A 12031-nucleotide genomic window follows, 5' to 3' on the forward strand; every position below is an offset into this window, starting at 1 on the left:
CAGCGACAGGCGACCGGCACGCGCCCCCGCGGGCGGCGATGCCGACGGCGCGCCCCGCGGCCCGGCCGGGTCCGGGACCGACCGGCACACCAGGGTCACCGTCCTGGTGGCCCTCGCGGCCAACCTGGTGATCGCCGTCGCCAAGGCGGCCGGCGGCGTCCTCGCGGGCTCACCCGCCCTGCTGTCGGAGGCCGCGCACTCGGTCGCGGACAGCCTCAACGAGGTCTTCCTGCTGGCCGCACTGCGCCGCAGCCGCCGCCCCGCCGACAGCCGGCACCCCTTCGGCTACGGCAAGGAACGCTTCTTCTGGTCGCTCCTGGCCGCCGTCGGCATCTTCGTCATGGGCGGCTGCTTCTCCTTCTTCCAGGGCGTCGAGGCCCTTCGCAGCGGCGCCGAGGAGACGTTCAGCGGCTATGTCGCGGGCCTGATCGTGCTGGGCGTGGCGCTGCTCGCCGAGGGCGTGTCGCTGCTGCGGGCCCTGCACCAGGTGCGCCGGCAGGGCGGCGGCCTCGGCGCGCTGCACGACCCGGCGCTGCGCACGGTGGTCGCCGAGGACGGCACGGCGGTGCTCGGCGTGACCCTCGCCCTGGTCGGGATGGTCCTGCACATGGTGACCGGGCAGGTCGTCTGGGAGGCGTCCGCCTCGCTGGCGATCGGCGCGCTGCTGGTCTACGTCGCCTACCGGCTCGGACGCGACGCCCGCGCCCAGCTGATCGGGGAGGCCGCGGATCCGGAGCTGAGCGGCAGGATCCGGGCACAGCTGCGGGCGCAGCCGGAGATCGACAGCGTGGAGGCGCTGTTCACCATGAAGACGGGCCTCGACTCCGTGCTGGTCGCCGCCCGCGTCGACCTGGTGCCGGGCCTGGACAGCGAACGCGTCGAGGAAGTCGCCGTACGCATCAAGCGGTCCCTCGCCCGGACGTTCCCGGACGCCGGCCAGATCTTCCTCGATGTCACCGACCGGCCGGCGGGCGAGGCACGGGAAAGCCCCGCCGCGACGGGGGAACGCGGCGGGGCCTGACGCACCAGTGCCCGCCCGCGGGCCGGTTCACACGTCCCCGAAACAGATTTTTCTGAAATGGAGCCGTGTCCGGCCTGAATCAGCTCTCGTCGAGCGGCTCCAGCACGAAGACCGGGATCTCCCGGGAGGTCTTCTTCTGGTAGTCGGCGTACGGCGGGTACGCGGCCACCGCCCGCTCCCACCACGCGGCCTTCTCCGCCCCGGTGACCTCCCGGGCCCGCATGTCCCGCTTCACCGGGCCGTCCTGCAGCTCGACGTGCGGGTCGGACTTCACGTTGAAGTACCAGACGGGATGCTTGGGCGCGCCGCCGAGGGAGGCGACCGCCGCGTACCGGCCCTCGTGCTCCACCCGCATCAGCGGCGTCTTGCGGATCTTCCCGCTCTTCGCGCCCCGGGTGGTCAGCACGATCACCGGCAGCCCGGTGTCGAGCAGCGTCGTCCCCTTCGTCCCGCCGGAGCTCTCGTACAGCTCGACCTGCTCGCGCACCCACTGCGTCGGGCTGGGCTCGTACTCGCCCTCAAGAGGCATGGGTTCCGCTTCCTTTCGTCGGTCCACGGTCTGTCTGCCACCGGCGTCAACACCGATGGCCGCCGCACACATCCCTACCGCGCGCGGCGTGCGCCGACGCGGCGATCACCTCAGGGACCGTCGCACCGCTCCGGCCACGCATCGGCCGCCCTGACCCATGGCCGGCTGCGGGCTGCGGGACGGTGGCCGGTTCCCGCCCCCGGACCCCGGGTGCTTCGGCCAGATGACGGAGGTCACCGAAGTGGCCGAACTTGACGTCGACCCATAGATGCCTGGGGCATCTAATGAAGATCGGCACGACGCACTTCTTCGTCTGCGAGGTCTTTCCATGACGGAACTGACGGACATCAGCGGCCCGGCTGCCCAGGCCGAACCCGTCGCCTTCCCCCAGGACCGCACCTGCCCCTACCACCCGCCCACCGGATACGCCCCCCTGCGCGACGGGCGACCCCTGTCCCGCGTCACCCTCTACGACGGCCGTGAGGTCTGGCTGGTCACCGCGCACGCCACCGCCCGCGCCCTGCTCGCCGACCCCCGCCTGTCCACCGAGCGGCACCGCCCCGGCTTCCCCGTGCCCACGCCCCGGTTCGAGGCCGGCCGCAACCGCAGGGTGGCCCTGCTCGGCCTGGACGACCCCGAGCACCACCGGCAGCGGCGGCTGCTGATCCCGTCGTTCACCGTCAAACGCGCCGCGGCCCTGCGGCCCTGGATCCAGCGGATCGTGGACGACCTGCTGGACACGATGATCGCGCAGGGCCCGCCCGCCGAACTCGTCTCCGCCTTCGCGCTGCCCGTGCCGTCGATGGTGATCTGCGGCCTGCTCGGCGTGCCGTACGCCGACCACGAGTTCTTCGAGGAGCAGTCCCGCCGGCTGCTGCGCGGCCCGACCGGTGCCGACACAGTGGACGCCCGCGACCGGCTGGAGGAGTACCTCGGCGGGCTCATCGACGCCAAGGCCGCGGACGCCGAGCCCGGCGACGGCATCCTCGACGAGCTGGTCCACGAGCACCTGCGCACGGGCGAGCTGGACCGCACCGACGCCGTGTCGCTCGCCATCATCCTGCTGGTCGCCGGCCACGAGACCACCGCCAACATGATCTCCCTCGGCACCTACACCCTGCTCCGGCACCCCGACCGGCTGGCCGAGCTGCGCGCCGACCCCGCGCTGCTGCCCGCCGTCGTGGAGGAGCTGATGCGGATGCTGTCCATCGCGGACGGGCTGCAGCGGGTGGCGCTGGAGGACATCGAGATCGCCGGCAGCACGATCCGGGCCGGCGACGGCGTGCTCTTCTCCACCTCGGTGATCAACCGCGACACGGCGCTGTACGACGACCCCGACGCCCTGGACTTCCACCGCCCCGAACGCCACCACGTGGCCTTCGGTTTCGGCATCCACCAGTGCCTCGGCCAGAACCTGGCCCGCGCCGAACTGGAGATCGCCCTGGGCAGCCTGTTCACGCGGCTGCCCGGGCTGCGGCTGGCCGCCCCGGCGGAGGAGATTCCGTTCAAACCCGGCGACACGATCCAGGGGATGCTGGAACTCCCCGTGAGCTGGTAAGAGGCTCTGCTCATGCACATCGACATCGACAAGGACGTCTGTATCGGCGCCGGGCAGTGCGCGCTGGCCGCGCCGGGCGTCTTCACCCAGGACGACGACGGCTACAGCACCCTCCTGCCCGGCAGTGAGGACGGCGCGGGCGACCCGATGGTCCGGGCGGCGGCCCGTGCCTGCCCGGTGAGCGCGATCACCGTGCGGGACAGCACCGGCTGACCGGCGTCCGGCGGCACGGTGACCGCGGGCCGTCGTGCCGCCGGACGGGTATCGTCGGCGGGACCTCAGCGCACCTTGCGCACGTACCCGGCGCTGCCCGGGACCGACACGTCCCGGTCGCGGCGGACGACGCTCAGGCGGCCGCCCCAGCGGGCCCGGGCCGCGCGCAGGCCGCCGTCGGTGTACTCGATGTCCACCACCCGGTCGTCGAACGCCTTCGCGTACACCTCGCACTCGTCGTACTGTCCGCACTCCTCCGTCACCGCGAAGTCCAGTCCCGCACGCCCGCGCTGCCCGGCCAGCCCGGCGGTGTTCTTCTGCCCGATCGCCAGGTGCCGGGCGTGCGCGCGCCGGGAGAGCAGACGCATGAACGCGGTCGCGTCGGCCGCCGTGAGCAGCCGGTGGGAGCGGGTGTAGCTGTCGTAGTTGTCCGGCTCGACGGCGTCGTACCCCTTGTCGGCGCAGCCGTCGATCCACCGGCCGACCCGCTGTGCCACCCGTTCCCGCTTGGCCGGGGTGCCGATGTCGAGCAGCGGCTCGTTCCAGTCCTCGTCGATGACGACCCTGCCCCGCGCGTCGCGCAGCAGCAGCTCGGCCGGCCAGGAGGAGCGCTCGGCGGGCTGCGCCTGGAACGCGTTGACGTAGCAGATGTTGTACAGCCCCGGCGCCGGGGGGTCGGACCGGTCGCGGCTGACGATCCGCACGCCCGCGGGCGGGGGATAGGCACCCCCGATCTGGTAGTCGAACCCGGCGTGCCGCGGAGGCAGCCGCGGCGGGGCGGTCTTCGGCCCGCCGCCCTCCTCCCGCTCGCCGGAGGCACAGCCGGCCACCGCCGACACCACGACGACCAGTACCGCCGCCAGCGCGCCCAGGGCCGTGCGCGACCCCGTGGCACGGCGCACACCCGTGGGGGGCAAGTCCGCTCCATCCTGCCCGCGCCGGGCGGCGCGGCACGTTCCCGGATCAAATCCCCCGCACGGCGGAGGAGTCAAATCGCCGACAGGCCGCCGTCGTAGGCTCTGTCGTGACCATCGTCCCGAAGGCAGGAGCAGCAACGATGCAGTACGTGAAGCTCGGTTCGACGGGCCTGGACGTCTCGCGGATCTGTCTGGGCTGCATGACCTACGGCCTGCCCGACCGCGGCGTCCACGAGTGGACCCTCGACGAGGAGGCGTCCCGACCGCTGATCCGGCAGGCGCTGGAGGCGGGCGTCAACTTCTTCGACACCGCGAACGTCTACTCCGACGGCACCAGCGAGGAGATCGTCGGCAAGGCGCTGCGGGACTTCGCGAACCGCGACGAGATCGTGCTGGCCACCAAGGTGAACGGCCGGATGCGGCCTGGGCCCAACGGGGCCGGACTGTCCCGCAAGGCCATCATGAGCGAGATCGACCACAGCCTGCGCCGGCTCGGCACCGATTACGTCGACCTCTACCAGATCCACCGCTACGACCACGCGACTCCGGTCGAGGAGACGATGGAGGCGCTGCACGACCTGGTGAAGGCGGGCAAGGTCCGCTACATCGGGGCGAGTTCGATGTACGCGTGGGAGTTCTCCAAGGCGCAGTACACCGCCGAGCTGCACGGCTGGACCAAGTTCGTGTCCATGCAGAACCACTACAACCTGCTGTACCGCGAGGAGGAGCGCGAGATGCTGCCGCTCTGCGCGGACCAGGGCGTCGGCGTGCTGCCCTGGAGCCCGCTCGCCCGCGGCCGGCTCACCCGCGACTGGGGCACCGTCACCGAGCGCAGCGCGAACGACGACTTCGGCAGCCGGCTCTACCTGGAGAGCGACCGCGCGATCGTCGAGGCCGTCACCCGGATCGCGGGCGAGCGCGGTGTGCCCCGCGCCCAGGTGGCCCTCGCCTGGCTCCTGCACCAGGACACCGTGGCGGCCCCGATCGTCGGCGCCGCCAAGCCGCAGCACATCGAGGACGCGGTGGCGGCGGTCGAACTGGAACTGACCGGCAAGGAGATCGAGGAGCTGGAGCAGCCCTACGCGCCCCACGACATCAGCGGCCACTGAACCACTCCCCAAAGGGACGCGGGGAACTGCGCGACCAGCCACGGACGACCCGCAGCCGAACCACGGCCCGGTCCGCGGAGCACCCGGTGCGGACCGTGCGGCGCGAACTCCGCGCCGCACGGCCCCGCCCCCCTCGCTGTCCGGCAGCGCCACCCGCGCCCAGAAGCGGTCGGTGCTGCTGCCGTTGAAGAACAGCACGTCCCCCCGGGGCCGGACCTGACGGTGGAACGGGTGGCGGCGGCCTCCGGATTCCCGAGCCCGCGGGCGGGCGAACGGCAGTAAAGGGAGGAAAAGGCTGTCGTTGACGAGATGTCAATGAAGAAACCCGTGGCGGGGAATACCGGGAATCGGGAGATCTCTTGTTCGGACGTGATCGGCTGTGTAAAAGTGTGCGCTGTCGGCGCGCGGGCAAATACATTCCCTGTGTATGCGCCAGGCCGCTCCCGTACACCCCCCACGCTTCACAAGAGCCGCCTCAGGTGGACGTTCGAGCTGCCCATGCCTTCGTCATACCGTTTGGTATGGACTAATTCCGGTAGTGCATTCGGGAGGAATTCGGCCGTGACCGAGGCAGGCCTGTCGGACGAGCAGCTGAGCGCCGAACTGAAGAAGTGGACGGGCGCGTCACCCGCCCTGCATCCCGTCGGCGAACTCCTCGACCGGCACTGGGCGGCGGCCTTCGCCTACGCCCGGCTGTGCACCGACGGTCCGCGCGCCGCCGGCATGCTCACCACGGCCGCCTTCACCCGGCTCTTCGGCGCGTCCCTCCGGCAGACCGGCCCGACGGCCGCCTGGCGGCCCCAGGTCCTGGTCGCCGTCCGCCGTATCGCGGCCGAGTGGGACACCGACGGCCGCCAGGAACTCCTCCACCCCGGGCTGCGCTCCGGCGACGGACCCGGCGAGCGTGCCGCGGCCCGGCTGCTGCCACCGCCCGAACGGCGGCTGCTGTCCCGCGCGTTCCAGCGGATCCCGGAGACCTCCCGTGCCGTGCTGTGGCACGTCGAGGTCGAGGCCGAACCCCTGGCCGTGCCCGCCGCGCTGCTCGGCCTGGACGAGGAGGACACCCGCGTCGAACTGGGCCGCGCCCGCGAGAGGCTGCGCGAGGAGTGTCTCCAGGTACACCGCGAACTCGCCCCGGAGGCCGAGTGCCGGCGCTACCTGCGCATGCTGGACGTGACGTTCCGGCGCGGCGGCACCGACATCGACCCGGACCTGCGGCAGCACCTGGCCGGCTGCGCCCACTGCGAGCGGACCGCCGGCCAGCTCGCCGAGTTCAACGGCACCGGCCTGGGCCTCGCGCTCGCCGAGGCGGTCCTCGGCTGGGGCGCCCACGGCTATGTGGAGTCCCGGGCGGTCCGCGCCGAGGAGCCCGCCGCACCGGTACCGGCCGCGGCCGCCGTCGTACCGCAGGGCGGCGAAGCCTTCACAGAGGCCGCCCCCGCCGAACCCGCCGCCCCCGCCGAACACGCCGTGCCCGGCCCGGGCACCGCCCGCCGCCGAGCGGCCGGCCGTGGCGTCCCGCCCGCCCGCCGCCGGACGTCCGGTTCCCCCGCCCCCGCCGGAGGCACCGAAGTCACCGCGGGCACCGAACCCGCCACCTCCCCCCGCTCCGCGCACCGCGCCGCCCGGCGTGCCCGGCGCAGGACCCTCGCGCTGGCCGTCGTCACCGTCAGCGGCCTCGTCGTCCTGCCCCTGGCACTGTGGTCGGCACTCGGCTCCCCCGACGGCCCGGCGCCCGGCGCCGCCGGCACGCCCTCCCGCACCCCGGGCAAGGACAGGCCCTCCCCGGGCGCCTCCTGGGCCGGCCGGAACACCCCGGGCCAGGGCACCCTGCACGGCAGGCTGCGCAACCTCGCCTCCGGCCTGTGCATCGGCGTCGTCGGCGGGCAGGCGGCCGAGGGTGCCGAGACGGAACTCGCCGACTGCTCCGCCGCCCCGAGCCAGCAGTGGACGTACGAGACCGACGGACTGCTGCGCAACACCGCCGCCCCCGACCTGTGCCTGGACTCCCACCTCGGCTACTCCGTGCGCCTCGCCCCCTGTACGGCCACCGGCAAGGCCGCCCGCGACATCCGCTACGACTTCACCCTCCAAGGCGCCCTGGTGCCACAGGCGAACCAGGGGCTGGCCCTCACCCCGTCCGCCACCGACGGCTCCGGCGCCCTCGTGCTCAAGATCCGCGCCGCGGGCACCGTCCAGCGCTGGTCCGTCGACACCGCCCACCCGGACCTGCGGATGGAGAACGTCAACTGGCACCGGGACAACGCCCTGGCGTCCACCCCGCCCGCCCCTCCCACGACTCCCGGACCGGCCGCACCCACGCCGTCCCGGACGGCCGGGCCGACGCCCACGCCGTCCGCGACGACGTCCGCCCCGGCGCCCTCGCCGACCACCAGCGCCGACCCGTGCGCGAGGTACCCGCAGAACTGCGGCTGGGGTGGCGGCGGCTGGGACGGGGGCGGCGGACGCCACCGCCGCTGACGTCAGGGACGGTGCGCCGGCGGGGGCGGGATCGTCCCCAGGCCCGGGGCCGGTTCCGGCCACACCAGCAGCACCGGGCAGGGCGCGTGGTCCACGGCGAACCGCACGGCAGGACCGAGGCTCTTCGGGCCGAGCCGGGACCGGTCCCCGTCCCGGGCCAGCACCAGCAGCCCGGCCCCCTCGGCGGCGGCCACCACCTCCCGCTCGACCCGGCCCGAGCGCTCCTCTCGCACACAGGGCCGGCCCAGCCGCTCGGCCGCCGCGGCGAGCAGCGAGGCCGCCGACGTGCCGCCGAGCGCCTCGACCCGGTCACCCGGGTCCGCCTCCCGGTGACCGCGGCCCAGCAGCCCGGCGAAGGCCCCGTGCGCCACCGCGGGCACGTCCGGTCCGCTCACGTGCAGCAGCACCACCTCGGCGCCGTCCGGCGCGTGGGCGCGCACCGCGTCCACGCAGGCGGGCCAGGTGCCCTCCACGAGCCAGGCGATCACCCGCATCCCTCGGCCTCCCTCGGCTCACGCGAACCCGTCACAGAATCCGCAGCGACCCCCACAGTGCCACCACCGCGACCGCGAGGGAGGACGGCACGGCGAGCAGCCCGAGCCGGGTGAACTCCCCGAGGTCCACGTCGTGCTCGTGCTCGTGCACGATCCGCCGCCACAGCAGCGTGGCCAGCGATCCGGCGTAGGTGAGGTTCGGGCCGATGTTCACGCCCAGCAGCACGGCGAGCACCGCCCCCGGCCCGGCGGGCGCCGCCAGCGGCAGCAGGACCAGCACCGCGGGCAGGTTGTTGATCAGGTTGGCCAGCAGCGCGGCGAGCGCGGCGATCCCGAGCAGCGCGGGCAGCCCGGTGCCGGCCGGCAGCACGTGTCCGAGCACGTCCGCGAGCCCGTTGTCGACCACGGCCCGCACCACGATGCCCAGCGCCAGGACGAACGCGAGGAAGGCCGGGGCCGCCGCGCGCACCACGGTCAGCGGGCTCGCCTGCCGCCGCACCAGCGCCCGTCCGGCCAGCACCAGCGCGCCGGCCGCCGCCACCCAGGCGGGGTCCACGCCGAACGCCGACGCCACCACGAACCCGGCCAGCGTGCAGCCCACGGTCACCAGAGCGAACAGCGGCAACGCGGGCACCTCGTCGGTGTCCCGGCCCGCCGGGGCCGCCGCCGTGAGGTCCCGGGCGAAGAACCGCCGGAACACCAGGTACTCGGCGCCGATCGCGGCCAGCCACGGCAGCGCCATCAGCGCCGCGAACCGGGTGAAGGTCAGCCCGCTCGCCGCGAACGCCAGCAGGTTCGTCAGGTTGGACACCGGCAGCAGCAGCGACGCCGTGTTCGACAGGTGCGTGCAGGCGTACACATGCGGTTTGGGCCGTACGCCCGTCCGCGCGGCCGTGGCGAAGACCACCGGGGTCAGCAGCACGATCGTCGCGTCCAGGCTGAGCACGGCGGTGATGGCCGACGCCAGCGCGAACACCGCCGTCAGCAGCCGTACCGGCCGGCCCGCCGCCCACCGGGCCATCCACGCCCCGCACGCCTGGAACAGCCCCTCGACGTCGCAGAAGTGGGCGAGCACCAGCACCGCGGCCAGGAACCCGACCACCGGGCCGAGCCGTTCGGCCTCGGCTCGGGCGTGGTCGAGGGAGATCGCGCCGGTCGCGACCGCGACGGCGGCGGCGGGGACGGCCATGACCGCCTCCGGCCGGCCGAAGGGCCGTACGACGGCCCAGGCCAGCACGGCGGCCAGCAGAACGGCGGACAGGGCCTCGGCGAGCGGGGTGTTCAGGGCGGGTCCTTCCGGAGTCGGGCACGGGGCGCCCGCCCATGAAAACAGACCACGTCGGACGCGTTACGACGACCGGCTGCCCGCCGCGCCCAGGAACTCCGCCCAGCCGCCCGCCGGGGCCTGCCCGGGCGGCAGGGTGCGCAGCCGGCGCAGCACCGCCTGGTCCTGCGCCTCCAGCCAGGCGACGAGCTGCTTGAAGGACACGAAGCGCACGTCGTCGTAGGAAGCCATCTTCCCGATGGCCTCCTCGACGGCGTCCATGTAGATGCCGCCGTTCCAGCGTTCGAAGTGGTTGCCGATGAACAGGGGGGCGCGGTTGGTCTCGTAGGCCCGCCGGAAACCGGCCAGGTAGGTGTCACGGGCCTGGGCCCGCCAGGTGTCGTACTTGGTGCGGTCGCCGAGCGGGTTGCCGCCGGACTGGTTGAACATCAGGTTGTAGTCCATCGAGAGCACCTGGAAGGAGTGCCCGGCGAACGGTATGGACTGCAGCGGGAAGTCCCACAGCTTGCCGCCCTGCACCTTGCCCGGCCAGATCTGGAGCCCGCCGGGGGAGCTGGCGTCGTACTTCCAGCCGAGCGCGGCGGCGGTCGGCAGCAGGTTGGCCTGACCCTCCAGGCAGGGGGTGCGGCCGCCGATCAGCTCCTTGCGGTAGTCGAAGGGGAGCGGGTCGAGGTCGGTGAAGCCGGTGTTGGTCTTCCACTTCGTCACGAAGTCCACGGCCTGGTCGATCTCGCTGCGCCACTCGGCCGGGGACCACCTGCGCACGCCGGTCGCGCCGCAGAAGTGCCCGTTGAAGTGGGTGCCGATCTCGTGGCCCTCCAGCCAGGCCGCCCGGACCTCCTGGAGGGTGGCGTGGATGTGCCGGTCGGCGAGGTAGCCGATGTCGGAGGCGCCGACCGGGTGCTGCGGCGGACGGTACAGGTGCTTCTTGGACTCGGGCAGCGTGTAGATGCCGCTGAGGAAGAACGTCATCTTCGCGTCGTGGTCGGCGGCCACCTTGCGGAACCGGGAGAACAGCTTGTTGCTCAGCTCGCCGGCCCCGTCCCAGGAGAACACCACGAACTGCGGCGGCTGCTGGCCCTCCTTCAGCCGGTCCGGCTTCGGCTGGTGCGGCTGGGCGCCGGTGTCGGCGGTGGAGCCGTCGCCGATCGGCTTCACCGGCCGGGCCTGCGCCGTGCCCCGGCCGCCCGCCGGGCCCGGCCCGCCGGTGCCGGAGGAGCAGGCGGCCAGTGTCCCGAGTGCGCCCGCCGCCACCCCGGCCGTCAGCACCCGCCTGCGTGAGATCCCGCTCATCGTCTCCCCGATTCCCTGGTCATGGCCCCCGCGGGGCCTGTTCGCCGTGCGGTCGACCGGGTTCGATGACCACGGGCCGGGGAAAGATCGCGGCCGACGGCGCCTGTTGCCGTCCTGTGACAGTTGTGGCACCGGCATGACGAACGGCGCTGCCCTCGCGCCGGCATGGCGAACCGGAACTCCCGGGACCGGCATGCCGGACCGGGCCACCGCGGGGCCGGCATGGCGAACCCCGCTGCCTCGGGGGTGGCAGCGGGGTTCGCGTGGAGGGGGCGGGGGGAGGGGCTCAGGGGCCGGTGCCCGGGGCGAGCACCGTCAGGCGGACGGAGGAGGAGTTTCCGGAGACCGGCACCGGCCCGCCCGACCAGACCGCCCTCAACGAGGCCCGCTCGTCCGGCGGAGTGACCAGCAGCGCGGCCGGCGTGGCCGTCTTCGCTCCGCTGATCTCCGGGTTGGAGAAGGTCAGCCCGGCCCAGGCGCTCCGCCCTGGCTTGAGCGTGACGGTCACCGGGGTGCCCGGCTCACGCCGGGGGTCGGGGCCGAGCTGGGTGCCGGAGGCGTTGACGAAGGCCGCGCCCGGATAGCCGTGCAGGGTGCAGGTCCGGGCAGAGGTGTTGGTGAGCACCACCGGGAAGTTCTCCTGGCCGGCGCCCGGGTCGTTGCGGCCCACGGAGGCACGTAGTTCGGAGGTGTGGCAGCGGGAGCTCGCCGCGGCCGGGACGGTCGTGGCCGCGGCGCGGCCCGAGGTGCCGGTCGCCTTCGGCGCGGACGACGAGCCGGTGCCCGCCGGGGAGGAGGCCGTTTTCGCGAGGGACGCCGGGGGCTGCGAGGTGTCCCGCGCGGGGGCGGCCGTACCCAAGACGGTGACCGGGCCGGCGCTGTGCGCGCCGGAGCCGTCACCACAGGCGGTCAGGAAGCCCAGCACGGCGACCGTGCCCACGAGCAGGGCACCGTGCCGCGCGGACCGGGGGATGTACACCATGTCGCTCAACACTCCTGGAGGTCACGGCACGCGACCGGGACGCGTGCCTACGGCGCCGGGTGCGCCGTCCTCTCCGTCCGATGCACGGACCGCCGGAAAAGTTCGGGACGCGCCGGGTTCTGTCCGGTTCTCTTCCCCGCCGTGCCGCT

At 73.7% G+C, this 12031-nt stretch carries 11 protein-coding genes; 5 read left to right on the forward strand and 6 right to left on the reverse strand.

Annotated elements, in window-relative coordinates; all coding sequences use genetic code 11:
• Nucleotides 1-103 precede the first annotated feature (103 nt).
• Nucleotides 104-1021: a cation diffusion facilitator family transporter gene (locus S1361_RS35375; protein ID WP_208036913.1), complete on the forward strand. Its 918-nt coding sequence runs from the start codon at nucleotides 104-106 to the stop codon at nucleotides 1019-1021.
• A gap of 79 nt (nucleotides 1022-1100) precedes the next feature.
• Here the strand turns inward: S1361_RS35375 and S1361_RS35380 are convergent, their stop codons facing one another.
• A complete protein-coding gene (locus tag S1361_RS35380) occupies nucleotides 1101-1550 on the reverse strand; it encodes a nitroreductase family deazaflavin-dependent oxidoreductase (protein ID WP_208035909.1) in 450 nt (149 codons plus the stop codon).
• A 328-nt stretch (nucleotides 1551-1878) separates the two neighbouring features.
• Here S1361_RS35380 and S1361_RS35385 point away from each other — a divergent pair, with 328 nt between their 5' ends.
• A complete protein-coding gene (locus S1361_RS35385; RefSeq protein WP_208035910.1) occupies nucleotides 1879-3108 on the forward strand; it encodes a cytochrome P450 in 1230 nt (409 codons plus the stop codon).
• A 12-nt stretch (nucleotides 3109-3120) separates the two neighbouring features.
• On the forward strand, nucleotides 3121-3321 hold the full coding sequence (locus S1361_RS35390; RefSeq protein ID WP_208035911.1) for a ferredoxin: 201 nt from the start codon (nucleotides 3121-3123) through the stop codon (nucleotides 3319-3321).
• A 65-nt stretch (nucleotides 3322-3386) separates the two neighbouring features.
• On the opposite strand, the gene S1361_RS35395 is transcribed toward S1361_RS35390, so the two are convergent.
• Nucleotides 3387-4238, reverse strand: a complete 852-nt coding sequence (locus S1361_RS35395; protein WP_208035912.1) for an endo alpha-1,4 polygalactosaminidase — start codon at nucleotides 4236-4238, stop codon at nucleotides 3387-3389.
• Between the two features lie 140 nt (nucleotides 4239-4378).
• Here S1361_RS35395 and S1361_RS35400 point away from each other — a divergent pair, with 140 nt between their 5' ends.
• A complete protein-coding gene (locus tag S1361_RS35400) occupies nucleotides 4379-5347 on the forward strand; it encodes an aldo/keto reductase (protein WP_208035913.1) in 969 nt (322 codons plus the stop codon).
• Between the two features lie 561 nt (nucleotides 5348-5908).
• Nucleotides 5909-7828 (forward strand): ricin-type beta-trefoil lectin domain protein, encoded by a 1920-nt coding sequence (locus tag S1361_RS35405; RefSeq protein ID WP_243769411.1) that lies wholly within the window; start codon nucleotides 5909-5911, stop codon nucleotides 7826-7828.
• A 2-nt stretch (nucleotides 7829-7830) separates the two neighbouring features.
• Here the strand turns inward: S1361_RS35405 and S1361_RS35410 are convergent, their stop codons facing one another.
• The 4 genes from S1361_RS35410 to S1361_RS35425 all read right to left on the reverse strand — a co-directional run bounded on the left by S1361_RS35410 (nucleotide 7831) and on the right by S1361_RS35425 (nucleotide 11882).
• Nucleotides 7831-8322, reverse strand: a complete 492-nt coding sequence (locus tag S1361_RS35410) for a universal stress protein (protein WP_208035915.1) — start codon at nucleotides 8320-8322, stop codon at nucleotides 7831-7833.
• Nucleotides 8323-8353: 31 nt separating this feature from the next.
• A complete protein-coding gene (locus S1361_RS35415) occupies nucleotides 8354-9607 on the reverse strand; it encodes an SLC13 family permease (RefSeq protein WP_208036914.1) in 1254 nt (417 codons plus the stop codon).
• Nucleotides 9608-9670: 63 nt separating this feature from the next.
• Entirely contained in the window at nucleotides 9671-10900 is a 1230-nt protein-coding gene (locus S1361_RS35420; RefSeq protein WP_208035916.1) for a polysaccharide deacetylase family protein, read from the reverse strand.
• Nucleotides 10901-11186: 286 nt separating this feature from the next.
• Complete coding sequence (locus tag S1361_RS35425; RefSeq protein WP_208035917.1) at nucleotides 11187-11882, reverse strand: DUF4232 domain-containing protein; 696 nt, start codon at nucleotides 11880-11882, stop codon at nucleotides 11187-11189.
• Nucleotides 11883-12031: the final 149 nt, after the last annotated feature.

This window comes from Streptomyces cyanogenus, assembly GCF_017526105.1.
In the GTDB taxonomy this organism is placed as follows: domain Bacteria; phylum Actinomycetota; class Actinomycetes; order Streptomycetales; family Streptomycetaceae; genus Streptomyces; species Streptomyces cyanogenus.